The following is a 21,823-nucleotide window of genomic DNA, read 5'->3' on the forward strand; positions in this document are numbered from 1 at the left end:
TGGCACACGCCCCCGACAACTCAGCCGCGCGGCCTGCGCAGCACCTGCATCGACCGCGACGTCACCGCCACCACGTCGCCCGCCCGCCAGCGCTCGTCGCCGAACAGCCCCTCGCTGCTCTCGTCGGCGGTGTCGAGCTCCGGCAGCCAGTCGGCGCCGAACGCCTCGCCCGGCAGCGTGAACGCCATGTCTTCGTGATGGGCGTTGATCAGCAGCAGGAACGAGTCGTCCACGATCTGCTCGCCGCGCGGCCCCGGCTCGGTGATCGCGTCGCCGTTCAGGTAGACCATCAGCGACTTGGCGTACCCGACGTGCCAGTCGGACGCCGTCATCTCCTTGCCGCCGGGCGTCAGCCACACCAGGTCGCGCTCGCCGTTGTCGGGGTGACGGCCGTGGAAGAACCGCCGCCGCTGGAACACCGGATGCTCCCTGCGCAGCTTGGCCAGGTTGCGCACGTACTCCAGCAGCGGCGCTTCGGTGCGCAGCCCGGACCAGTCGACCCAGGCCAGCTCGTTGTCCTGGCAGTAGGCGTTGTTGTTGCCCCGCTGGGTGCGGCCGAGCTCGTCACCGTGGGACAGCATCGGCACGCCCTGCGACAGGAACAGCGTGGCCAGGAAGTTGCGCCGCTGCCGGTGGCGCAGCCGCACGATCGCCGGGTCCTCGACCGGCCCCTCGGCCCCGCAGTTCCACGACCGGTTGTCGTCGGTGCCGTCGCGGTTGCCCTCGCCGTTGTCCTCGTTGTGCTTGCGGTCGTAGGAGACCAGGTCGGTGAGCGTGAACCCGTCGTGACACGTCACGAAGTTGATCGAGGCCACCGGACGCCGCCCCGACGTCTCGTACAGGTCGGCCGAGCCCGTCAGCCGGGAGGCGAACTCCGGCAGCGCCGAGTGGGTGCCCCGCCAGAAGTCGCGCACGGTGTCGCGGTACTTGCCGTTCCACTCCGTCCAGAGCGGCGGGAAGTTGCCCACCTGGTAGCCGCCCGGCCCCACGTCCCACGGCTCGGCGATCAGCTTGACCTGCGAGATCACCGGATCCTGCTGGATCAGGTCGAAGAACGCGCTCAGCCGGTCGACGTCGTGCAGCTCACGGGCCAGCGCCGACGCCAGGTCGAACCGGAACCCGTCGACGTGCATCTCCAGCACCCAGTAGCGCAGCGAGTCCATAATCAGCTGCAGGGCGTGCGGCGAGCGCACGTTCAGCGAGTTGCCGCAGCCGGTGTAGTCCAGGTAGTAGCGCCGGTCGCCGTCGTGCAGCCGGTAGTAGGCGGCGTTGTCGATCCCGCGGAACCCGAGCGTCGGCCCCATGTGGTCGCCTTCGGCGGTGTGGTTGTAGACCACGTCGAGGATCACCTCGATGCCCGCCTCGTGCAGCGCCCGCACCATGGCCTTGAACTCCTGCACCTGCTCGCCGCGCGTGCCGGCGCTGGAGTAGCCGCCGTACGGTGCGAGATAGGCCATGGTGTTGTAGCCCCAGTAGTTGGTCAGCCCGCGGGCCACCAGGAAGTGCTCGGGCATGAAGTGGTGGACCGGCATCAGCTCGACCGCCGTCACCCCCAGCGACAGCAGATGGTCGACGATCGCCGGATGCCCCACCCCTGCGTACGTGCCGCGCAGACCCTCCGGCACGTCCGGGTGGCGCATGGTGAGCCCGCGCACGTGCGTCTCGTAGATCACGGTCTGGTGGTACGGGATGCGCGGCGCACGGTCGTTGCCCCACTCGAAGAACGGGTTGATCACGACGTTCTTCGGCATGAAGGGAGCGCTGTCGAGCGGGTTGACCTTCGCCGGGTCCGTGAAGTGGTAGGAGAAGACCGCCTCGTTCCACCGCAGCTCGCCGTCGACCGCCTTGGCGTACGGGTCGAGCAGCAGCTTGGCGGGGTTGCACCGGTGGCCGTGCGCCGGGTCGTAGGGACCGTGGACGCGGTAGCCGTAGCGCTGGCCGGGCATCACGCCGGGCAGGTAACCATGCCAGACGAACCCATCCACCTCGGGCAGTTCGACGCGCTCCTCGGAGCCGTCGTCGTGGAAAAGGCACAGCTCAACACGCTCGGCCACCTCGGAGAACACCGCGAAACCGGTGCCCACGCCATCCCAGGTAGCGCCGAGTGGATAGGGTTCGCCCGGCCAGACGTCGCGCATGTGACCTAATTGTCGCACGCGATAGCGCTCTTGCTAGAGCAGTTCGGCATTCAGCGTGATCGTGGTGCCGGTCAGCGCCTTGCTGACGGGGCAGTTGGCCTTGGCGGTCTCGGCCGCCTGCTGGAACTGCTCGGCGGTGATGCCGGGCACGTGGGCCTTGACCGTGAGCACGATGCCGGTGATGCCCTCGCCCGGCTGGAAGGTGACGTCGGCGCTGGTCTGAACGGACTCCGGCGGGGTGCCGGCGCCGGCCAGGCCGTGCGAGAGCGCCATGGAGAAGCAGGAGGAGTGGGCCGCGGCGATGAGCTCCTCGGGGGAGGTCTTGCCGTTGGCGGCCTCCGCGCGCGAGGGCCAGGAGACCTCGAAGGTGCCGACGCCGGAGGTGTCGAGCGAAACGGTGCCGGAACCGTCGAGCAGCGCGCCCTTCCACTGCGTCGTGGCGGTGCGAGTCGTGGCCATGCGAATTGCTCCCTCTGTCGATCAGTAGACCCTCCGACCCTATCGCGGGGCGGGAAAGTCACTGTGGCCGGACATCCGTCTGCCGTTTCCGGGCGAATAATGACATGCTGGGTCGCGGCGCACCCGCCGCCTAGTCCGGATCACGGGAGTGTGGTGCCAGTGGAGGCACCGTACGACGACCGCCTGCTGCACCAGCGGGTGGTCGGCGGCGACGAGGCCGCACTCGGAGAGATCTACGATCGGCTCGCCTCGCTGATCTTCGGCCTGTCCCTGCGCGTGACGAGGGACCGGGTGATCGCCGAGGACATCACCCAGGAGGTCTTCCTGATCTTCTGGGAGCGTCCGCTGGCGTACGACCCGGAACGCGGCACGCTGCGCGCGTGGCTCGCCACGATCGCGCACCGCCGCGCCGTCGACCACGTGCGCGCGGAGGAGCGCAGGCGCGTGTCCGTGATCGGTCCCCGGCTGTTCGAGCGGGAGCCCGAGAAACTGGAGGACTCGGTGATCGCCGGCGACGAGGCCGACCGGGTCCGGCAGGCCGTCACGGCGCTGCCGGACGCGTTACGCGAGGCGGTCGAGCTGGCCTACTTCGGGGGCAGGACCTACCGGCAAGTGGGGGAGGAACTGGGCGTGCCCGAGGGCACGGCCAAATCGCGCATCCGGCTGGCGCTGAAACGCCTGGCGGAGGCGCTGGCGGAGGAAGAGGTGTGATGGAGCCGCTCGAGCGTCTGTATCTGGACGCGCTGCTCGAAGACCCGGCGGAGCCGAAGAGCTCGCTGCGGCCGCAACTGCTGGCCGGGGCCAGGGCGCGGCGCCGGCCGGCGGCTCCCACCGCGCCGTGGGCCCAGCCGTACGCGGGCCGGGTCGCCGCCATGGACGCTCTGCTGGCGTCCGCCGTCGACGACGACTGGTCCCGGGTCATCGTCGAGGGCTGGACGCTGCAGGAGCTCGTCGCCCATCTGGCCGCCAAGGACGGCCTGCTCGCGGCGGGGGTCGGCGCGCCCGTGCTGGGGCCGGAGATCGCCGCCGCCGACTCGCTCGGCCGCACCGCCGACGTGCAGGCCTACGAGCGGGCCCGCAGCCCCGAGCAGACCCGCCGCGACTGGCGGGCCCAGGCCGACGCCCTCTGCCGCCACCTGGCCACGGTGCCGCCCGGCAGCACCGCCTCGCTCGACGGCCTGTCGGCCCCTGTCCGGGACCACCTGCTCGGCAGGACGCTGGAAACCTGGGTCCACACCGACGACGCGGCCCGGGTGGCCGGCGTCCGGCTGCCGGAGCCCGTGCCCGAGCACATCCACCCGACGGCCGACCTGTGCGCCCGGCTGCTGCCGTGGACGATGCTGCTGTCCGGGCTGGACGGGTCAGGGCGCAGCGTGCTGGTGACGCTCACCGGGGCGGGCGGCGGCGAGTGGCACGTGGCGCTCGGCGTCGAGGACCCCGCGCCGTCCGGCGCGCCGGACGCGCGGATCACGGCCGGCGTGGTCGAGTTCTGCTTCCTGCTGGGCGGCCGGGGCGACCCCGACTGCTTCCCGGCGCGGATCGACGGCGACGCGGGCCTGGCCCGCGACGTCCTGCGCACGGCCCCGGCGCTCTCGGGCCCCTGACCGAGTCCGGGCGCCGGGCGCGCGCTCAGGCCGCCTGGGTCTCGCCGACCAGCTCGTGCAGCTCAGGGTCGTCGGACTCGTGCAGGACCCGCTCGACGCCGTGCGCGGCCCTCGGGTCGCCGCGCCTGGCCAGGCCGCGGGCCGCCTCGGCGACCGCGCGCAGCACGTCGTCGTCCAGCCGGGCCGCCAGCGCCTCCCGGATCCCGGGCGTGTCGGCGTCCAGCCCCGCCAGGCCCGCCGTGGCCCAGTCGCGCACCTCGCCGTCGTCGTCGGCGGTCATGTCGATGAGCAGCGCGAGCCCCTCGGCGTGGTCCGGCGGCAGCACGTCGGCCAGCGCGATGGCGTCGGTCATCGTGCGCCGGTGCCCCGGCCGGCCGATGAGCTCGAGCACCTGGGGCAGCGCCCGCGGGTCGCCCTGGTGGCCGAGCGCGGCCAGCACCGACCGCAGCACCTGCGGGCTGGACTCGGTGATCGTCATCCGTTGCAGGAGGGGGAGCGTCCGCTCCAGGTAGGGCTTGCGGTCGCCGTCGGCGCCGAACTGGGCGATCGCGTCCACGCCGAACTCGCGCTCCCTGGCGTCCTCGCTCGCGCACAGCCGCGTCATGGCCCGGTAGGTGTCCTCGTCGCCGCGCGCCGCCAGCGCGTCGGCCGCCGCCCACCAGGTCTCCGCGTCCTCGTCCAGGTCGCGGTGCGCCAGCGCACGGGCCACCAGCCGCTCGACCGGCGCCCACTCGCCGGCCGCCGCCTCCAGCAGCGTCGCGACGGCGGCGTGGCCGCGCTGCGCCTGCACCTGCTCGGTCTGCGACCCGTCGGGCGAGGTGGCGGTGACCGTGACCAGCTCGGTGCCGTCACCTGCCCACTGGCGGTGCACCGCGTACGTCCAGCCCTCCTGCTCGACCTGGTCGAGCAGCGCGCCCTCCAGATGGACGCCCACCCAGTCGGCGGCGATGTCGAGCGGCGTGTCGCCGTCCTCGTCGAACTTGGCCGGGTCCGCGCCGCCGTCGAGCAGGTCGCGCACCACGCCGAGCGCGCCGCGCCTGGCGGCGAGCGTCAGCGGCGTGTCGCCCGTCTCGTTGGCGGCGTCGACGTCGGCGCCCGCCGCGATCAGCACGCGCGCCGTCCCGGTGGCGCCGTTGGTGGCGGCCCACATCAGCGCGGTCCAGCCGCCGCTCTCACGGGTGTCCACGCCGGCCCCGGCGGACAGCAGCATCCCGGCCACCGCCACCTGGTCGCGGGCGGCCGCGGCGCAGAGCGGCAGCCCGCCCTCCTCGCCCTCGTACGGGCGTTCGGGATCGGCTCCGTCGGCGAGCAGCTCGCTCACGGTCTTCTCGTCGCCGTCCAGCGCGGCCCGGTAGAGCTGTTCCTCATGCATGACAACGGACCCTAGCCTGGCCCGGCCGCGCCCCGGGACCATGCCGGGGTCCGTGTCACCTTCTGGTACGCGGTGCGTGTCGATAGCGGTTCACCCGATTTCCTCCCGGGGGAGGATCGCGACACCGACAAAACGCGATATGTTGCGAGTATGACTGACCCCGGGGAGGTACGCGCCTCCGACGCCGAGCGCGAGGCCGTGGTCGAGCTGCTTCGCGAGGCCTCCGTCGAAGGCAGGCTCACGCTGGCCGAACTCACCGACCGCACCGAGGCCGCCTACACCGCCACCACGCACGCCCAGCTCGCCCTGCTCACCCAGGACCTGCCCGCCACCTCGGCCGTCGCGCCGCCCGCCCGGCGCCCCGAGGGCAGGAAACGGCGCTGGTTCGTCGGCATCATGGGCGACACCAAACGGCGCGGCACCTGGCGCATCGACCAGGAGCTGGGCGCGGTGGCCGTGATGGGCGACGTCGTCCTCGACCTGCGCGAGGCCGAGGTCCGCACCGACATGGTGGAGATCCTGGCCGTGTCCGTGATGGGCGACGTCAAGATCATCGTCCCCGACGGGGTGAACGTCGACCTCGACGGCATGGCCATCATGGGCGACAAGCGGATCGACGTGCAGGAGGCGCCGCGCGGCATGAACGTGCCGGTCGTCCGGGTCCACGCGTACGCGGTCATGGGCGACGTGAAGGTGATCGGCGACTCGCGGGCCAAGCCGATCAAGCGCGGCTGGTCCGCCTGGCGCGAGCACTGGCGGCAGCTCCACGGCGACGGCGACGACCGTTCGCTCAACCGGGGCCACTGACACCCGCCCCGGCACGTACGGTCAGGCGCTCCTGACGTCGTCCGCCGGGGCGCGCAGCGCCGCCTCGTAGCGCTCCAGCAGCACCCGCGCCAGCTCGGGCGCGGGCCCGAGCACGTCGGCCACCACGTCCGCGCCCGCCTCCAGCGCGGTGCGGCGGACCTTGTCGGCGAAGTAGCCGGGCGCCAGCAGGTAGGGGGCGACCACCACCCGGGGCGCGCCCGCCTCCTTGAGCCGGGCGACGGCCTGCGCCGGCGTCGGCGAGGCCGCGGAGGCGTAGGCGGGCTCGACCGCCCACCAGCCGCGCGGGCAGGGCCCCCGGGACGGGGCCCCGACGGACCGCACCGCGAAGGACCGGGCGGGGAAGGACGGCGCGGCCGCGGGCCGGCGCCAGGCACGGGCCAGCCGGGCGACCACCTCGTTGGCGCGCGCGTCGCTGGAGCCCGCCGACACCAGCACGACCGCGGTGTCCGGGTCGCCGACCGGCACGCCCGCCTCCTCCAGACGGCGCTCCAGAGCCGCCGTGAGCAGCGGGTGCGGGCCCAGGGTCGTGCCGTAGCGGACGCGCAGCCGCGGCTCGCGGGCGCGCGCCTCCCGCAGCGCGCCCGGCAGGTCGACCCTGCTGTGGTACGCCTCGGTCAGCAGCAGCGGCAGCACCACCGCCTCGGCCAGGCCGTGCAGCGCCTGCCCGAGCGACGGGGTGGCGTGGTCGAGGTAGGCGGTGCGCACCGGAAGCCAGGGGCGCAGCCGCCGTACCTCGTCGAGCAGCGCCTCCACGGTGGCGGCCGCACGGGGATCTCGCGAGCCGTGCGCCACCGCCACCATGGGGACGCTCGGGCCGGCCCCGCCTGCCAACGGAACCGGCCTGCCGGGGGTCACAGGTGAATGCCGCATTCGACCTTCCCCAGCCCCGCCCAGCGGCCGCTGCGCGGATCTTCCCCCTCCAGGACCTGCCGGGTGCACGGCGCGCACCCGATCGAGGGGTAGTTGTCGTAGTGCAACGGGTTGATCAGCACCCCGTTGTCGGCGATGTAGTTGTCGACGTCCTCCTGGGTCCAGGAAGCGATCGGGTTGATCTTCACCATCTGCCGCTTGGCGTCCCACTCCACGACCTTGGTGCCGGTGCGCGAGGGGGACTCGTCGCGGCGGATGCCGCTGATCCACGCGAGGTACGGCTCCAGCGCCCGGTTGAGCGGCTCCACCTTGCGCAGGAAGCAGCACAGGTCGGGATTGCGGCCGAACAGGCGCGGGCCGAGGTCGCGATCCTGCTCCTCGACCGTGCGCGAGGGCCGCACGTTGATCACGTTGACGTCATAGACCTGCTGCACGGCATCACGGGTGCCGACCGTCTCGGCGAAGTGGTAGCCGGTGTCGACGAACAAGACGTCCACACCCGGCTTCACCCGGCTGACCAGGTCGATCAGCAGCGCGTCGCTCATGGAGGAGGTCAGGCACAGCCGGTCGCCGAACGTGGCCGCCGCCCAGCGGACGATCTCGCGGGCGGGCGCCCCCTCCAGGAACAGCGCAGCGGACTCGACGATGTCCTGCAGGTCCAGGGCGCCGCGCTGCTGCCGCAGGTCGACTTCGATGTCGGCGAGCGTCATATGTTCACCCCGATTCCGAGAAACTTCAGCTTGAAGGCGCGAGCGCAGGACCGGCAGTACCAGCCCCCGTCGTCCTGGTAGGGCTCCAGGTCCTCGTCGCCGCAGTACGGGCAGTGGAACGGAACCGCGCGGCCGCTCATTTGAGATCGGCCTCGTCCGCGCGCTGCACCCAGTCGGCGAAGGTCTCGCCTTCCTTCTTCTGGTCGTCGTAGTGGCGCACCACCCGCTCCACGTAGTCGGGCAGCGCCGCCGCGGTGGTCTTGAGCCCGCGCACCTTGCGGCCGAAGCCCGCGTTGACGCCCAGCGAGCCGCCGAGGTGGATCTGGAAGCCCTCGACCTGCTTGCCGTTCTCGTCCAGGACGAGCTGGCCCTTGAGCCCGATGTCGGCCGTCTGGATGCGGGCGCAGGAGTTGGGGCAGCCGTTGACGTTGATGGTGAGCGGCTCGGCGAACTCCGGCAGGCGCCGCTCCAGCTCGTCGATCAGGTGGTCGGCGGTGTTCTTCGTGTCGACGATGGCCAGCTTGCAGAACTCGATGCCGGTGCAGGCCATCGTCTGGCGGCGGAACGTGGACGGGTTGACCCGCAGGTCGTTGGCCTCCAGCTCGGCCACCAGCGAGTCGACCTGGTCGGGGGCGACGTCGAGGATGACCATCTTCTGCTCGACCGTGGTGCGCACCCGGCCGGAGCCGTGACGCTCGGCGATGTCGGCGATGAGGTGGAGCCGGTCGCCGCTGAGCCGGCCGACCCTGGGCGCGAAGCCGACGTAGAAGTTGCCGTCCTTCTGGCGGAAGACGCCCACGTGGTCGCGGCGGTTGCCGCGCGGCTGCTCCGGCGCCGGCCCGTCGGGCAGCGGCTCCTTGAGGTACTCGGTCTCCAGCACCTCGCGGAACTTCTCCGGCCCCCAGTCGTTCATCAGGAACTTCAGCCGGGCCCGGTGCCGCAGCCGCCGGTAGCCGTAGTCGCGGAAGATGCCGATGACGCCGCCGAACACGTCGCTCGCCCGCTCGGGCGCCACGAACACGCCCAGGCGCTTGCCCAGCATCGGGTTGGTCGACAGGCCGCCGCCGACCCACAGGTCGTAGCCCTTCTCGCCGTGCTCGTTGACCACGCCGACGAACGCCACGTCGTTGATCTCGTGCACCGTGCAGTGGGCCGGGCAGCCGCTCAGCGCGGACTTGAACTTGCGCGGCAGGTTGGAGTAGGCGGGGTCGCCGATGTAGCGCTCGTGGATCTCGCGGATCTCCTCGGTGGCGTCGAACACCTCCTCCTCGTCGATCCCGGCCAGCGGGCAGCCCAGGATCGCGCGCGGGGTGTCGCCGCACGCCTCCGTGGTCGACAGGCCCACGGCCTCCAGCCGCTCCCAGATGTCGGGCACCGACTCGATCGCGATCCAGTGGAGCTGGATGTTCTGCCGGTCGGTCACGTCGGCGGTGCCGCGCCCGTACTCGTTGGACAGGTCGGCGATCACCCGGAGCTGGCGCAGGTCGAGCTGACCGCCGTCGATGCGGATGCGCATCATGAAGTAGCGGTCGTCCAGCTCCTCGGGCTCCAGGATCGCGGTCTTGCCGCCGTCGATGCCGGGCTTGCGCTGGGTGTAGATCCCGTACCAGCGCATGCGGCCACGCAGGTCGGCAGGGTCGATGGAGTCGAAGCCCCGCTTGGAGTAGATGTCGATGATCCGCTGACGGACGTTCAGCCCGTCGTCGTTCTTCTTCAGCTCTTCGTTCTTGTTCAGCGGCTCCCGGTAACCGAGAGCCCACTGACCTTCGCCGCGCGGGCGTTTGTGGTGCCGGCTGGCAGGGGTGCTCATTGCGCGTCCTTTGAGTTCATGGGCGCGCGCACGGGCGACCTCCTGCCTCGTCATCGAGTGCAGGGGAAGAGGGAGTGCGACGCGCTCAGCGGTGAGAGACGAGTGGTTACCGGGCGTCGCAACAGATGGCACTGCGGACACGCAGAAGGTCGACGTGGCGTCGGCCTACGAGCATGGGGTCCGCTGGCATGCTTATGAAGATACTCGGGCCGTCCGAGATGTCCAATACCGGGTCCAGAGTCTGGACTCGATCATCATCCCTGCCGGGGCCATCCGAGGTCCGGCTCCGACTCCCGCTCCTGCTCGGCGGGCTGATGCTGGCAGTCGCACCACGAGCCGCCCCGGCAGTCGTCGTGCCGCCTGTCCTTGCAGCTGTCGCAGATCACGACAGCATTATCGCTCTCGGCTAGGCTGACGGCCGTGGACCTCATGGCCGAGTTGCTCGACGACCTCCGCGCCGAGACCGCCTCGCTCGAAGCCCTCCTCGACCCGCTCGGCCCCGGCGACTGGGAGCTGCCCACGCCGGCCGCGGGCTGGGCGATCCGCGACCAGGTCAGCCATCTGGCCTGGTTCGACGACGCCGCCCACACCGCGATCGCCGACCCCGGCTCCTTCCGCGCCATGCTCGGCTCCATGCTCGGCGCCGAGCCCGCCACCACCCCCGACGACCTGGCCAGGCAGTCGCGCGCGATGCCCGCCGGCGAGCTGCGCGCCTGGTTCGGCGCCGCGCGGGCCCGGCTCATCGGCGCGCTCGCCCCGCTGCCGCCCAAACAGCGCCTGCCCTGGTACGGGGTCGACATGTCGGCGGCGTCGTTCACCACCGCCCGCCTGATGGAGACGTGGGCGCACGGCCAGGACGTCGCCGACGCGCTCGGCCGCACCCGCGAGCCCACCGACCGGCTGCGCCACGTCGCCCGCATCGGGGTCATGGCCCTGCCCTACTCCTTCACCGTACGGGGCCTGCCCGTCCCCGCCGAGCCGGTGCGGGTGGAGCTGGTGACGCCCGGCGGCGAGCCGTGGACGGCGGGCCCCGAGGGCGCGGCGGGCGTGGTGCGCGGGCCGATGCTCGACTTCTGCCTCGCCGTCACCCAGCGTGCCCACCCCGCCGAAACCGCCCTGGAGATCACCGGCGAGCCGGCCGTCACATGGATGCGGATCGCGCAGGCGTACGCGGGCCCGCCCGGCAGCGGGAGACCTCGCGCGACCTGAGGCCGCACGCTGGGGTTCCTGGTGACATGCTGGAGTCATGCGCACCATCCTGAACGTCGTCTGGCTCGTCTTCGCCGGGCTCTGGCTGGCCATCGGATACGCCGTCGCCGGGATCATCTGCTGCATCCTGATCATCACGATCCCGTTCGGCATCGCGTCGTTCCGCATCGCCGCCTACGCCCTGTGGCCGTTCGGCCGGACCGTGGTGCGCGATCCGGAGGCCGGCGTCCTCTCGACGGTCGGCAACATCATCTGGTGCGTCGTGGCCGGCATCTGGCTGGCCGCCGGCCACGTGATCACGTCCATCCCGCTGTTCGTCTCGATCATCGGCATCCCGCTGGGCATCGCCAACATCAAGATGATCCCGGTCTCGCTGCTGCCGTTGGGCGCACGCATCGTCGAGAACGAGTAGGGCAGGACAACCTGGACGTAAGCTGTGCCGGAGAGTCACTGCGACAGAGCGTTGGGTGCCAATGACGTCCACGGAAGCGCGTAGCGGGTCGAAGCCGAAGAGGTCACGCTCCGCGGTCACCCGCGCCCGGCTCATCTGGGTGCGCGACACGAGGTCGTGGGCCACCGTACGCGCCGCCACCAACGCCGGGGTCACCTACCGCGTCACCGGCCTGGCGGGCGAGGCCGCGTTCTTCGCCCTGCTGTCGCTGCCGCCGTTCGTGCTCGGCCTCATCGGCGTGCTGTCCAAGCTCGGCGGCTGGATCGGCAAGCAGGCCGTGCGCGACATCGAGCTGTGGGTCATCCAGCAGGCCGGCGTGCTGTTCACCGCCGACACGATCGACACCGTGGTCCGCCCGCTGATCGCCGACGTGCTCAGGGACGACGCCAGCAAGGTGTCCATCATCTCGCTGGGCTTCCTGCTGTCGCTCTGGTCCGGGTCCCGGGCGCTGTACGTGTACGTCGACCTCATCTCCGTCGCCTACGGGCTGGGGGAGGAGCGCGGCATCATCCGCACCCGGCTGATGTCCTTCGGCCTGTACGTGGTCGGCCTGGTCGTCGGCATCGTCGTGATGCCCATCCTGGTCATCGGCCCGACCCTGCTCAAAGGGGCGCTGCCCGCCGACTACGGCGGCGCCATCGACCTGCTCTACTGGCCCGTGGTGATCGTCGGGTCGGTGCTCTTCCTGAGCGTGCTCTACCACGTCAGCGTCCCCGTGCGCACCCGCTGGTTCCGCGAGCTGCCCGGGGCCATCCTGGCGCTGTTCCTGTGGATCGTGTGCGCCGCCGTGCTGCGCGCCGTGCTCGCCGCCTGGTTCTCGCCCGTGTCCGTGTACGGGTCGCTCGCCGCCCCCATCGCCCTGCTGCTCTGGCTCTACATCACCGCCCTGGCCGTGCTCATCGGGGCGATACTCAACGCCGAGGTCGACCGGTTGTGGCCCGGCGACGGCCGTGCGAAATGAGATCGCGTCCGCGATAATCCCTCAGATGGAGTCGCCACCCGCACAGGTCGGTCCGTACGTCCTGCTCCGCAAACTGGGCGAAGGCGGCATGGGGTTCGTCCACCTGGCCCGTGACCCGTCCGGCGGCCACGTCGCGGTCAAGACGATGCGGCCCGAGCTGGCCGCCCGCGAGGAGTTCCGGCGCCGGTTCGGCAAGGAGGCCGAGGCCGCCCGCCGGGTGGCGCGCTTCTGCACCGCGCCCGTGCTCGACGCCGGGTTCGACGGCGGCACCGCCTACCTCGTCACCGAGTACGTCGACGGGCCCGACCTGGCCGAGGTGGTGCGGCAGCGGGGGCCGCTGACCGGCTCCAACCTGGAGGCGCTGGCCGTCGGCGTGGCCACCGCGCTGGCCGCCATCCACCAGGCCGGCGTCGTGCACCGCGACCTCAAACCGTCCAACGTGCTGCTCAGCCCCGTCGGCCCGCGCGTCATCGACTTCGGCATCGCCCAGCTCGCCGGCCCCGAGGCCCCGCTCACGCTCGCCCACAGCATGGGCACCCCGGCCTACATGTCCCCGGAGCAGGCCAAGGGCGAGCAGGTCACGCCCGCCGGCGACGTGTTCGCCTGGGGGTCGCTGATGACGTTCGCCGGCACCGGCAGGCCGCCGTTCGGCAGCGGCGGGGTGGCGGAGCTGGTCTATCGGGTGGTCAACCACGCGCCGCTGCTCGACGGGCTGGACGAGAGCCTCCGGCCGCTGGTGGAGCGCGCCCTGGACAAGGACCCGGCCCGGCGGCCCACCGCCCAGCAGCTCCTCGACCGGCTGCTCGGCCGGGCCGAGGTACGCGTCGACACGGCCACCAAGGTCGTCACCGACCGCTGGACCCCGCTCCCGCGGCCCCACGCAGGCCCTCCGCCCCAGGGTCCGGCGGGCGTGCCCACGTCCCCTGCCGGCTCCGGTGGGTCCCAGACTCCTGTGGGCTCTCCGGCCCCCCACGCCGCCGCGGGCGGTCCGGGGCAGGGGGCCCTCCCGCACGCGCCCGCCTCCACCGCGCCCCGGCCGCGCCGGCGCTGGTGGGTGCCCGTGCTGACCGCCGTGCTCGCGGCGGTCGCCGGGGTGGGCGTCACGCTGGCCGTCGTCCGCCCCTGGGGGCCGGGCGCGGGTGAGCCCGGCACCCCCGAGACCGTCCAGACCGTCGAGGCGCTCGACAGCAAGCTGGAGATCCGCGTCGACGCCCTCGTCCGGCAGGGCGGGACCGTACGCCTGCAATGGACCGTCAAGAACGTCGGCGAGGAGAACGCCCCGCTCGCCGGCGAGCTCGGCGGCGGCGCCCTCGACAACACCGTCTCCCGGGTGAACCTGGTCCCGCCCGGCGTCGGCGCCCCGATCTACCCCGCCCGCGACGACGGCGCCTGCCGGTGCACCCAGATCCCGTACGCGCCGTTCACCTCGGGCCAGCGGGTGCAGCTGTTCGCCATCTACGAGAACGTGCCGGAGGACGTGGAGCGCGTCGACATCGACATGGGCCCGCTCGGCGTCGTCAAGAACGTCGCGATCACCGCGGCCTGATCAAGCGAGCGGCAACCACGTTTCAGGGCCTGTCGCCACAATGGCGATGTGACCCACCGAAGCCGCCGCATCGGGCCGTACACCCTCATCCGTACGCTCGGCCGGGGCGGCATGGGCACCGTCTACCTCGCCCGCGACGCCGGCTCCGCCACCGTCGCGCTCAAGGTCCTGCATCCCGAGCTGGCCGCGCGGGAGGACTTCCGGCGGCGCTTCGACCGGGAGGCCGAGGCCGCCCGCCGGGTCGCGCGCTTCTGTACCGCGCCCGTGCTCGACGCGGGTTTCGACGGCGACACGGCCTACCTCGTCACCGAGTACGTCGACGGCCCGGACCTGTCGTCCGTCATCGACGCCCGGGGCCCGATGACCGGGGCCAATCTGGAGGCGCTGGCCGTCGGCGTGGCCACCGCGCTGGTCGCCATCCATCAGGCCGGCGTCGTGCACCTGGACCTCAAGCCGTCCAACATCCTGCTCAGCGCCGTCGGGCCGCGCGTCATCGACTTCGGCATCGCCCGGCTCGCCGACGCCGGCGCCACCCAGTCGGCCACCGTCTCCGGCACGCCCGCGTACATGGCTCCCGAGCAGGCCAACGGCCTGCCCACCACGCCCGCGAGCGACGTGTTCGCCTGGGGAGGGGTCATCGCCTGCGCGGGCACCGGCCGCCCGCCGTTCGGCACCGGCGCGATGCCCGAGGTGCTCTACCGCGTCGTCCACCACGTGCCCGCGCTCGACGGCCTGGACGAGCGGCTGCGCCCTCTGGTGGAGCAGGCCCTGCACAAGGATCCCGCCAGGCGTCCGACGGCCCAGGAACTCCTCGACCGCCTCATGGGCCGCCCGAGCGCCACGGTGGACGCCGCCGGCCAGATGGTGAGCGACTCCTGGACCCCGCCGCAGGGAGCCGGGCCGCGGCGTCGCCTGCTCGCGCCGGTGGCGGCCGTCGTCCTGGCCGTCGCCGTCACGCTGGCGGGCGTCCTGGCCTTCTCGCGGCTCCGCACGCCCCCGCCGCCCGTCACGACCCGTACGATCACCTCTCCGGCGGAGATCTCCTTCACGCACACCAACACCAGGAGCGAGAAGGCCCGCGCCCGCGTCAGGATCGACGCGCTCCGCCGCCAGGGCGCCGACGTCCAACTCGAGTGGACGATCATCAACGACGCCGCCGGTGAGCGCATCACCCTCTACCACTTCCACACCACGAGATACCTGGGCGACTCCAACGCCTCCTCCGTCGAACTGATCGCCCGCGGCAAGTCGCTGCGGTGGCAGCCGACGACCCGGAAAGGCCGGTGTGCGTGCACGTCCTGGGAATCGGGCGACACCATCGCGGCGGGTGAGTCGATGCGCTTCTTCGCCGTCTTCTCCGGCGTGCCGGAGGACGTCACGAGGGTCGACGTCGACTTCCGCAACCCCGGAGTCGTCAGGAACGTGCTGATCACGGCGAAGTGAGCCCCGCCGCATCCAGTATCGTCAATGGCGTCGCGACTGGCGCATCAGGTGGGAACGACCACCGGGGAGCGGGAAGGAGCGGAGGCCGTGCGCCTGGGTCTTCGCAAGGGACGTCAATGATGACAGGAGAGTCATGAGTTCTCTCGCTAGCGTCGACCCGCAGATCGCCGAGCTGATCAAGGCGGAGGAGCGCCGTCAGGCCGACACCGTCAAGCTCATCGCCTCGGAGAACTACGTCTCCAAGGCCGTGCTCGAAGCCACCGGCACCGTCCTCACCAACAAGTACTCCGAGGGCTACGTCGGCAAGCGCTACTACGAGGGCCAGCAGGTCATCGACCAGGTCGAGACCCTCGCCGTCGAGCGGGCCAAGGCGCTGTTCGGCGTCAACCACGCCAACGTCCAGCCCTACTCCGGCTCTCCCGCCAACCTCGCCGTCTACATGGCGTTCCTGCAGCCGGGCGACACCGTGATGGGCATGGGCCTGCCGTTCGGCGGTCACCTCACGCACGGCTGGTCCGTCTCCGCGACCGGCAAGTGGTTCAACCCGGTCCGCTACGGCGTCCGCAAGGACACCGGCCGCGTCGACCTCGACGAGGTGCGCGAGCTGGCCCTGGAGCACCGGCCCAAGCTGATCTTCTGCGGCGGCACCGCCATCCCGCGCACCATCGACTTCGAGGGCTTCGCCGCCATCGCCCGCGAGGTCGGCGCCGTCCTGGCCGCCGACATCGCCCACATCGCCGGGCTGGTCGCCGGCGGCGCCCACCCGTCGCCCGTCGGCCACGCCGACGTCATCTCCACCACCACCCACAAGACGCTGCGCGGCCCGCGCGGCGCCATGCTCATGGCGACGTCCGACGAGCACGCCACCGCGCTCAACAAGGCCGTCTTCCCCGGCCTGCAGGGCGGCCCGCACAACCACACCACCGCCGCCATCGCCGTCGCCCTGCACGAGGCCGCCACCGACGCGTTCAAGGCCTACGCCCACCAGGTCGTGGCCAACGCCAAGGCGCTCGCCGAGGAGCTCGCCTCCCGCGGCTTCGACCTCGTCTCCGGCGGCACCGACAACCACCTGATCCTGCTCGACCTCACGCCCAAGGGCATCGGCGGCAAGCCCGCCGCCCAGGCACTCGACCGGGCGGGCCTGGAGACCAACTACAACGCGGTGCCGTTCGACACCCGCAAGCCGTTCGACCCGTCGGGCATCCGCATCGGCACCCCGTCGGTCACCTCGCGCGGCATGAAGGAGGCGGAGATGCGGCAGATCGGGGCCTGGATGGACGAGGTCGTCACCGCCCTGGCCAAGGGCGACGCCGAGGACGTCATCACCCGGGTGCACCGCGAGGTCAGCGACCTCACCGCCCAGTTCCCCGCTCCGGGCCTGTAACCACCGGACGAGCGACGTCACCCAGGGCCGTGCGGGTTCCCATCCGCACGGCCCTTCTCATCGGACCCCGTCCTCGTCGCGCTGCCCCGCGCGGCGTCTCACCGGTGAGCGGTCATCGGCGGCCGCCGAAGGTCCAGGGGTGCACCTCGATGGCGGCGTACCGGTCAGGCGTCAGGGCGGCGCGGGCCTCGGCCGGGTCCGTGGCCCGGATCAGCAGGGCCGTGCCCAGCCAGGCGGCGCCGTCGTCCGACAGCAGCGGCCCGTAGGCGATCAGGTCGTCGCCGGGCGGCGGCGTGAGGTCGGCGGCCTCACCCGAGCCGAAACCGAGCACCAGATACCTGTCGCCGCCCTCCCGGCCGCCGGGGAACTCCCACATGGTCCGCCCCAGTACGTTGCGCCACCGGCGCAGCAGCACGTCCCGGTACGCCCCGGCCTGGTAGTTGGGCTCGTCGAAGGCGAACGCCCGCGCGGCGGCCGGGTCCGGCAGGTCGACGATGTGCACGCTGCCGGTGGCCACGTCGCCGGAAGGGTCCAGCGTCGGGCCCCGGGCGATCAGTTCCGCCTCGTACCCGTCCATGTAGGACCAGTGCGCTTCTATCAGCTCGTCGCGCAGCGCCGCGGAACCGGGACGATCACGGTGATAACAGAAGAACTCCATAACGGGAGTGCCTACCATGAACCGGCTTCATATGCGGCGGAGTGGGACTGAGGCGGAGTGGGACTGAGGCGGGGTGGGACGTCCCGCCGCACGGGCTCCCGGGTGCGGCGGGACGTTGTCGCGGCCGGGGCGGGCCGGACATCCCCGGTGGCGACGGCCGGGCGGCGGAGGTGTGGGGAGGGCCGCCGCCGGCCGGACGATCCGTTCGGACGGCTCCCGAACGTCCTTGCGGATCTTCGCCGTGAGGGGCTCGGGGTGACCGGCATGTCCCCTGACATGCCGGTCACTTCCTTGGAGGAGTCCCTGTTCTGGCAAGCAGTACGGCTCCCGGTTCGCCACGGGTTCAAAGAATCCCGAAGAAATCTCCCGTACCGCCAAAAATCAGGAAACGCGTCTCGGGGCGCTCCGCCGCCGGCAGGACACGACGTCATGGAGGGCTGTCACGTCCACCCAGCGCACGACGGCCTTGCCGGCAGCCGGTGCGACGACGGCGAGCGGCCCCACACCAGGAAGGCCCGCCGGGGAACGATCGTGGAGGCGGGGCCGAAGGCTCTGCGCGCGTGGACGCGCAGCCGCGCCCCGCACCAGATCCACCGCGTCGGCCGGATGGAGGCGGGTCCGGCGGGTTCAGGCCGTTGTGCCCGAGCCGAGCGCCCGCAGGCGGGCGGTGGCCGCGGTGGCGTGCCTGCGCGTCCGCTCCGCCCCGGCCGCGAGTCGCGCCGTGCCGTCGCCGGTCAGCCGGTAGGAGCGGCGCACCCGGCCGCCGACGATCTCCTCGCGGTCCTCGTCGATCAGGCCCTCTTCCCGGAGCCGGTCGAAGGCGGCGTACAGGGTGCCGGCCGTCGCGAAGTCAGACATCGACCGTGAGCAGGCTGCGCCCGGTCGCGGTGATCACTTCGAACCGGTCGATCTGCTCGGCCGGCAGCGCGGCCGCGCCGTGCATGTAGAGCGGCTGAGGGTTGGCCTCGGTGCCGTAGCCGTCGGGCGGCACCGACCAGCCCATCATGACCCGCCGGTCGCCGTTCTTGCCGATGGCGACGAGCTCGCACTCCAGCGGGCCCTTCACCCCCGACAGCTTGAGCGCCGCGTGGGTGCCCCAGCCCTTGGACTCCAGCACCAGCCCGCCCGTCACGCCGTCCCTGCCGGTGCCCGGCACGGGCGTGCCCATGGCGTAGAACTGCTCCGCGGGACCCAGCTGGGTGTGCGCGGCGGGCGGCGCGTTCTGCGCGCCGATCTGGGCGCCGAGCACCAGCCCGCCCGCCACCAGGGCGATCCCGGCCGCGAGACCGATCAGAAACGTCCCTCTCCGGGAGCGCCGGTCGGCCGCCTGCTTACGGTGCAGCAGGTCGATCACCTCGGCCGGCTCCTCCTCAGGAGGGTCGTCGGTCACCGGCCCCAGCCCGTGCAGCGCCTGGGCGACGCCCGCCAGGTCGGAGAGCTCCGCCGCGCAGGAACGGCAGCCGAGGAGATGCGTCTCGAACGCCAGCCGGTCGTCCTCGTCCAGCAGGCCCAGGGCGTAGGCGCCCACGTCGGTGTGTTCCACTCGAGAGGTCACGCCGTCACCCCCCTCTCCTCCAGCGCCACGCGCAGCGCGCGCACCGCGTAGTAGACCCGGGACTTGACGGTGCCCACGGGGATGCCGAGCGCCTGCGCGGCCTCGTTCACGGAACGGTCCCGCAGGATCGTCTCGTTGAGGATCTCCCGGTGCGCGGGCGACAACGCCTTGAGCGCCTCGGACACGACCACCTGGTGCAGCAGCTGCTCCATCTCATCCGGCACGGGCATGTGCTCCAGCGGGCCGTCACCCTGCTCCTGGGGGCGGGCGTCCCTTCGCCGCCGGTCATCGATCACGATACGTCGTGCGACGGTCGCCAGCCAGGGCATGAGCGAGGCCGCTTCCGGATCGAGCTGTTCGGCACTGCGCCAGGCGCGGATCATGGTCTCTTGTACGACGTCCTCGGCCCACTGCCGGTCACCCGCGGTCAGGCGCACGACGAAGGCCAGCAACGGCCGGTGGTACTGCCGGTAGAGGGCGGACACGACCATCTCGGGGTCAGGCCGTACGCGCCTCAAGAAGTGCCGTAACCGCGGCTTGCCCATGGGGGCTGCTCCCTCGGCCGAGGGTGGGGGATACGTGCTCAGTCGCATCATTCCCCTTTCTCGAGTCCGTCGGCAGGTGGTACGGGCGAGCCCACCTCAACGGTTCAACCGGGGGTGGCCGAAAAGCCGTTGCGCGTTCCCGTACCGGTTGCGTAGAGTCGCCGCGAAACGGATCGAGGAGGTGAGGACCATGCGGGTTGTCCTGTTCTGCCTGCCTGCAGTCCCCCTCCGGGTGCTCGCCTGACCGCCCGGTCTCCTTCTCGACATCAAAGGTGTCTTCCGTTGTCTTTCGATCTTTCTCTGCTCGGCTGGACCGATTCCCGCTCCGCCGAACTGCCCGACGGCACCGTGCCCGGCAGGGTCTCCCGCGTCGACCGCGGGGCGGCCGAGGTCATCGCCGCCGACGGCCAGCATTCTGTCCGCTTCGGCGCCCGTGTCCGCAGGGCGTCCGCCGCCGATCCCGTCGCGCTGCCCTGCGTGGGCGACTGGGCCGCGCTCAAGCCGCTGCCCGAGGGCCGCTACGAACTCGACGAGGTGCTGCCCAGGAGCACCGCGTTCGTCCGGGGCGGCGTCAGCCGCGACTCCCGGGGCGGGCTCTCCGGCGACGGCCAGGGCCAGGTGCTCGCGGCCAACGTCGACGTCGTGTTCGTCGCCGAACCGTCCATGCACGCCACCGACTTGGCCGACCTGGGCCGCATCGAGCGCCTGGTGGCGCTGGCCTGGGAGTCCGGCGGCACGCCGGTGGTGCTGGTCACCAAGTCCGACCTGTTCGGGCACGGCCTGGGCGACCTGCTCGACGACGTGCGGCAGGCCGCGCCCGGCGTCGACGTGCACGCCGTCTCCTCGATCCGCGGCGAGGGCGTGGAACTCGTCCGCGACTACCTCGACGGCTCCCGCACCGCCGTCGTGCTCGGCCCTTCGGGCGCCGGCAAGTCCACGCTGGTCAACGCGCTCGCCGGCGGCGAGGTGATGGAGACCCAGCGGGTGCGCGCCGCCGACGGCCGCGGCCGGCACACCACCGTCCACCGGGAGCTCATCCCGCTGCCCGGCGGCGGCCTGGTCATCGACACGCCGGGGATCAGACGGGTCGGGCTCTACGACATGAACGAGGGCGTGGACCTGGTCTTCTCCGACATCGAGGCGCTCGCGGCGGAGTGCCGCTTCCACGACTGCGGCCACCAGACCGAGCCCGGGTGCGCGGTTTTGGCCGCGCTGGAGAACGGGGAGCTGCCGGAGCGCCGGCTGGAGAGCTGGCGCAAGCTCCAGCGGGAGGCTGCCTGGATGGCCTCCAGGACGGACGCCAGGCTGCGTAAGGACCTGCAGAGCAGGTGGAAGTCCATCCACAAGGAGATGCGCCGCTCGGGCCGCAACCGGCCGTGAGCCGGGCGCGGGCGCTCCCGGCTCTCCCGGGGCGCGCCCGCGCCGCGCCGTGGCCCTCCTGTTGTGGGTGCGGGAGAGCGGGTACGAGGGTCCTATGGAGTGCGTGTTCGTCGACCGTGCGGAAGCGGGGATGCGCCTGGCCGAGCGGCTGACGGGCATCCACGACGCGGTGGTGCTCGCGCTGCCGCGGGGCGGGGTGGAGGTGGCCGAGCCCATCGTGCGCGGCATCGGCGGCGTGCTGGACGTGCTCGTCACCCGCAAGATCGGTTACCCGCCGTCGCCCGAACTCGGCGTGGGGGCGATCGCCGAGGGCGGCGAGCCGGTGTTCGACCTGCCGCTGCTGCACCGGCTGGGGCTGACGCCGGACGAACTCGCCGAGGAGGTGGCCGCCGAGCGGCGGGAACTGGCCCGGCGGGTCGCGGCCTACCGGGGCGACCGGCCGCTGCCGGACCTGGCGGGGCGCGAGGTGGTGGTGGCCGACGACGGCCTGGCCACCGGGGTGACCGCGCGGGCCGCGCTGCGGGCGGTGGCCGAGGCCGGGCCCGGGCGGGTCACGCTGGCGGTGCCGGTGGGCGCGCGGGAGACGGTCAACGCCATGCGGGACGAGGCGGACGAGGTGGTGGTGCTCTGCGCACCGGTCGACTTCCGCGCGGTCGGGCAGTGGTACGAGCACTTCGACCAGCTCTCCGACGCCGACGTCCTCGCCGTCCTCGCCCGAAACCCCGCGCCCGGCTAGACGGCCGGCACCGCTGGACGGCCGGGGGCCGTGTGACGGCGGGAAACGTGTGACGGTGGGGACGCCGGGCGGCTGGACGCGGCCGGGACGGTTAGGTGGCGGGCACCGCTGGACGGCCGGGGGCTGCGTGACGGCGGGAGCCGTGTGAGGTCGGGGGTCGCTGG

24 protein-coding genes and 1 riboswitch are annotated in these 21,823 nt (G+C 72.3%); of the genes, 11 read left to right on the forward strand and 13 right to left on the reverse strand.

What is annotated here, in order from left to right; all coding sequences use genetic code 11:
- Positions 1-20: 20 nt before the first annotated feature.
- Both glgX and ACGFI7_RS08215 read right to left on the reverse strand, forming a co-directional pair.
- Positions 21-2,138, reverse strand: coding sequence for a glycogen debranching protein GlgX (glgX, locus tag ACGFI7_RS08210; protein ID WP_393400745.1), 2,118 nt, complete (start codon positions 2,136-2,138; stop codon positions 21-23).
- A gap of 33 nt (positions 2,139-2,171) precedes the next feature.
- Positions 2,172-2,597: an OsmC family protein gene (locus ACGFI7_RS08215; RefSeq protein ID WP_270155068.1), complete on the reverse strand. Its 426-nt coding sequence runs from the start codon at positions 2,595-2,597 to the stop codon at positions 2,172-2,174.
- A gap of 153 nt (positions 2,598-2,750) precedes the next feature.
- Here ACGFI7_RS08215 and ACGFI7_RS08220 point away from each other — a divergent pair, with 153 nt between their 5' ends.
- Together ACGFI7_RS08220 and ACGFI7_RS08225 are read left to right on the forward strand one after the other, a co-directional pair.
- Positions 2,751-3,308 carry a sigma-70 family RNA polymerase sigma factor gene (locus tag ACGFI7_RS08220; protein ID WP_393400749.1) on the forward strand — a complete coding sequence of 186 codons (558 nt, stop codon included), beginning with the start codon at positions 2,751-2,753 and terminating at the stop codon, positions 3,306-3,308.
- Positions 3,308-4,201, forward strand: coding sequence for a maleylpyruvate isomerase family mycothiol-dependent enzyme (locus tag ACGFI7_RS08225; protein WP_393400752.1), 894 nt, complete (start codon positions 3,308-3,310; stop codon positions 4,199-4,201). The genes ACGFI7_RS08220 and ACGFI7_RS08225 overlap by 1 nt, the downstream gene beginning before the upstream one ends.
- Positions 4,202-4,226: 25 nt before the next feature.
- Here ACGFI7_RS08225 and ACGFI7_RS08230 read toward each other — a convergent pair whose 3' ends face one another.
- A complete protein-coding gene (locus ACGFI7_RS08230; RefSeq protein ID WP_393400754.1) occupies positions 4,227-5,573 on the reverse strand; it encodes an ankyrin repeat domain-containing protein in 1,347 nt (448 codons plus the stop codon).
- 150 nt (positions 5,574-5,723) lie between these two features.
- Here ACGFI7_RS08230 and ACGFI7_RS08235 point away from each other — a divergent pair, with 150 nt between their 5' ends.
- Complete coding sequence (locus ACGFI7_RS08235; protein WP_393400757.1) at positions 5,724-6,380, forward strand: DUF1707 domain-containing protein; 657 nt, start codon at positions 5,724-5,726, stop codon at positions 6,378-6,380.
- A 21-nt stretch (positions 6,381-6,401) separates the two neighbouring features.
- On the opposite strand, the gene ACGFI7_RS08240 is transcribed toward ACGFI7_RS08235, so the two are convergent.
- The 6 genes from ACGFI7_RS08240 to ACGFI7_RS08265 form a co-directional block, all read right to left on the reverse strand.
- Positions 6,402-7,271, reverse strand: a complete 870-nt coding sequence (locus tag ACGFI7_RS08240) for a sirohydrochlorin chelatase (protein ID WP_393400760.1) — start codon at positions 7,269-7,271, stop codon at positions 6,402-6,404.
- Positions 7,253-7,981, reverse strand: a complete 729-nt coding sequence (locus ACGFI7_RS08245) for a phosphoadenylyl-sulfate reductase (protein WP_393400762.1) — start codon at positions 7,979-7,981, stop codon at positions 7,253-7,255. The genes ACGFI7_RS08240 and ACGFI7_RS08245 overlap by 19 nt, the downstream gene beginning before the upstream one ends.
- Positions 7,978-8,121, reverse strand: a complete 144-nt coding sequence (locus tag ACGFI7_RS08250) for an Insertion element protein (RefSeq protein WP_148030414.1) — start codon at positions 8,119-8,121, stop codon at positions 7,978-7,980. Before ACGFI7_RS08250 ends, ACGFI7_RS08245 begins: the two co-directional genes overlap by 4 nt.
- Positions 8,118-9,791, reverse strand: a complete 1,674-nt coding sequence (locus tag ACGFI7_RS08255) for a nitrite/sulfite reductase (RefSeq protein ID WP_393400765.1) — start codon at positions 9,789-9,791, stop codon at positions 8,118-8,120. The genes ACGFI7_RS08250 and ACGFI7_RS08255 overlap by 4 nt, the downstream gene beginning before the upstream one ends.
- A 106-nt stretch (positions 9,792-9,897) precedes the next feature.
- Positions 9,898-9,981, reverse strand: a complete 84-nt coding sequence (locus ACGFI7_RS08260; protein WP_354532976.1) for a putative leader peptide — start codon at positions 9,979-9,981, stop codon at positions 9,898-9,900.
- A gap of 64 nt (positions 9,982-10,045) precedes the next feature.
- Positions 10,046-10,177 carry a hypothetical protein gene (locus tag ACGFI7_RS08265; protein WP_393400767.1) on the reverse strand — a complete coding sequence of 44 codons (132 nt, stop codon included), beginning with the start codon at positions 10,175-10,177 and terminating at the stop codon, positions 10,046-10,048.
- A 43-nt stretch (positions 10,178-10,220) separates the two neighbouring features.
- Between ACGFI7_RS08265 and ACGFI7_RS08270 the strand changes: the two genes are divergently transcribed.
- The 6 genes from ACGFI7_RS08270 to glyA all read left to right on the forward strand — a co-directional run bounded on the left by ACGFI7_RS08270 (position 10,221) and on the right by glyA (position 16,785).
- A complete protein-coding gene (locus tag ACGFI7_RS08270; RefSeq protein WP_393401899.1) occupies positions 10,221-11,000 on the forward strand; it encodes a TIGR03084 family metal-binding protein in 780 nt (259 codons plus the stop codon).
- 37 nt (positions 11,001-11,037) lie between these two features.
- Complete coding sequence (locus ACGFI7_RS08275) at positions 11,038-11,412, forward strand: YccF domain-containing protein (RefSeq protein WP_393400770.1); 375 nt, start codon at positions 11,038-11,040, stop codon at positions 11,410-11,412.
- 61 nt (positions 11,413-11,473) lie between these two features.
- Entirely contained in the window at positions 11,474-12,412 is a 939-nt protein-coding gene (locus tag ACGFI7_RS08280; protein ID WP_393400773.1) for a YihY/virulence factor BrkB family protein, read from the forward strand.
- 25 nt (positions 12,413-12,437) lie between these two features.
- The gene (locus ACGFI7_RS08285) at positions 12,438-13,958 is read left to right on the forward strand and encodes a protein kinase (RefSeq protein ID WP_393400775.1); all 1,521 of its coding nucleotides are present in this window, start codon (positions 12,438-12,440) and stop codon (positions 13,956-13,958) included.
- Positions 13,959-14,006: 48 nt separating this feature from the next.
- Positions 14,007-15,401 (forward strand): serine/threonine-protein kinase, encoded by a 1,395-nt coding sequence (locus ACGFI7_RS08290; RefSeq protein ID WP_393400778.1) that lies wholly within the window; start codon positions 14,007-14,009, stop codon positions 15,399-15,401.
- A gap of 22 nt (positions 15,402-15,423) precedes the next feature.
- Positions 15,424-15,507, forward strand: a riboswitch (ZMP/ZTP riboswitch).
- Between the two features lie 27 nt (positions 15,508-15,534).
- On the forward strand, positions 15,535-16,785 hold the full coding sequence (gene glyA / locus ACGFI7_RS08295; protein ID WP_393400781.1) for a serine hydroxymethyltransferase: 1,251 nt from the start codon (positions 15,535-15,537) through the stop codon (positions 16,783-16,785).
- Between the two features lie 112 nt (positions 16,786-16,897).
- Here the strand turns inward: glyA and ACGFI7_RS08300 are convergent, their stop codons facing one another.
- From ACGFI7_RS08300 to ACGFI7_RS08315, 4 genes are all read right to left on the reverse strand, one after another.
- Positions 16,898-17,443: a YciI family protein gene (locus ACGFI7_RS08300; protein WP_393400784.1), complete on the reverse strand. Its 546-nt coding sequence runs from the start codon at positions 17,441-17,443 to the stop codon at positions 16,898-16,900.
- Positions 17,444-18,070: 627 nt separating this feature from the next.
- A complete protein-coding gene (locus ACGFI7_RS08305) occupies positions 18,071-18,301 on the reverse strand; it encodes a PadR family transcriptional regulator (protein WP_393400786.1) in 231 nt (76 codons plus the stop codon).
- The gene (locus tag ACGFI7_RS08310) at positions 18,294-18,998 is read right to left on the reverse strand and encodes an anti-sigma factor family protein (protein ID WP_393400789.1); all 705 of its coding nucleotides are present in this window, start codon (positions 18,996-18,998) and stop codon (positions 18,294-18,296) included. The genes ACGFI7_RS08305 and ACGFI7_RS08310 overlap by 8 nt, the downstream gene beginning before the upstream one ends.
- On the reverse strand, positions 18,995-19,483 hold the full coding sequence (locus ACGFI7_RS08315) for a sigma-70 family RNA polymerase sigma factor (RefSeq protein ID WP_393401902.1): 489 nt from the start codon (positions 19,481-19,483) through the stop codon (positions 18,995-18,997). The genes ACGFI7_RS08310 and ACGFI7_RS08315 overlap by 4 nt, the downstream gene beginning before the upstream one ends.
- A 342-nt stretch (positions 19,484-19,825) precedes the next feature.
- Here ACGFI7_RS08315 and rsgA point away from each other — a divergent pair, with 342 nt between their 5' ends.
- Positions 19,826-20,923 (forward strand): ribosome small subunit-dependent GTPase A, encoded by a 1,098-nt coding sequence (gene rsgA / locus ACGFI7_RS08320; protein WP_393400792.1) that lies wholly within the window; start codon positions 19,826-19,828, stop codon positions 20,921-20,923.
- A 103-nt stretch (positions 20,924-21,026) separates the two neighbouring features.
- The gene (locus tag ACGFI7_RS08325; protein WP_393400795.1) at positions 21,027-21,659 is read left to right on the forward strand and encodes a phosphoribosyltransferase; all 633 of its coding nucleotides are present in this window, start codon (positions 21,027-21,029) and stop codon (positions 21,657-21,659) included.
- Positions 21,660-21,823: the final 164 nt, after the last annotated feature.

The organism is Nonomuraea sp. NPDC048826 (assembly GCF_043198225.1).
Classification (GTDB): Bacteria; Actinomycetota; Actinomycetes; order Streptosporangiales; family Streptosporangiaceae; genus Nonomuraea.

Coding starts and splice junctions, on each gene's coding strand:
- glgX (WP_393400745.1), bottom strand. CDS start 2,138: ATGCGCGACGTCTGGCCGGGCGAACCCTATCCACTCGGCGCTACCTGG.
- ACGFI7_RS08215 (WP_270155068.1), bottom strand. CDS start 2,597: ATGGCCACGACTCGCACCGCCACGACGCAGTGGAAGGGCGCGCTGCTC.
- ACGFI7_RS08225 (WP_393400752.1), top strand. CDS start 3,308: ATGGAGCCGCTCGAGCGTCTGTATCTGGACGCGCTGCTCGAAGACCCG.
- ACGFI7_RS08230 (WP_393400754.1), bottom strand. CDS start 5,573: ATGCATGAGGAACAGCTCTACCGGGCCGCGCTGGACGGCGACGAGAAG.
- ACGFI7_RS08235 (WP_393400757.1), top strand. CDS start 5,724: ATGACTGACCCCGGGGAGGTACGCGCCTCCGACGCCGAGCGCGAGGCC.
- ACGFI7_RS08240 (WP_393400760.1), bottom strand. CDS start 7,271: ATGCGGCATTCACCTGTGACCCCCGGCAGGCCGGTTCCGTTGGCAGGC.
- ACGFI7_RS08245 (WP_393400762.1), bottom strand. CDS start 7,981: ATGACGCTCGCCGACATCGAAGTCGACCTGCGGCAGCAGCGCGGCGCC.
- ACGFI7_RS08250 (WP_148030414.1), bottom strand. CDS start 8,121: ATGAGCGGCCGCGCGGTTCCGTTCCACTGCCCGTACTGCGGCGACGAG.
- ACGFI7_RS08255 (WP_393400765.1), bottom strand. CDS start 9,791: ATGAGCACCCCTGCCAGCCGGCACCACAAACGCCCGCGCGGCGAAGGT.
- ACGFI7_RS08260 (WP_354532976.1), bottom strand. CDS start 9,981: ATGCCAGCGGACCCCATGCTCGTAGGCCGACGCCACGTCGACCTTCTG.
- ACGFI7_RS08270 (WP_393401899.1), top strand. CDS start 10,221: ATGGCCGAGTTGCTCGACGACCTCCGCGCCGAGACCGCCTCGCTCGAA.
- ACGFI7_RS08275 (WP_393400770.1), top strand. CDS start 11,038: ATGCGCACCATCCTGAACGTCGTCTGGCTCGTCTTCGCCGGGCTCTGG.
- ACGFI7_RS08280 (WP_393400773.1), top strand. CDS start 11,474: ATGACGTCCACGGAAGCGCGTAGCGGGTCGAAGCCGAAGAGGTCACGC.
- ACGFI7_RS08285 (WP_393400775.1), top strand. CDS start 12,438: ATGGAGTCGCCACCCGCACAGGTCGGTCCGTACGTCCTGCTCCGCAAA.
- glyA (WP_393400781.1), top strand. CDS start 15,535: ATGAGTTCTCTCGCTAGCGTCGACCCGCAGATCGCCGAGCTGATCAAG.
- ACGFI7_RS08300 (WP_393400784.1), bottom strand. CDS start 17,443: ATGGAGTTCTTCTGTTATCACCGTGATCGTCCCGGTTCCGCGGCGCTG.
- ACGFI7_RS08305 (WP_393400786.1), bottom strand. CDS start 18,301: ATGTCTGACTTCGCGACGGCCGGCACCCTGTACGCCGCCTTCGACCGG.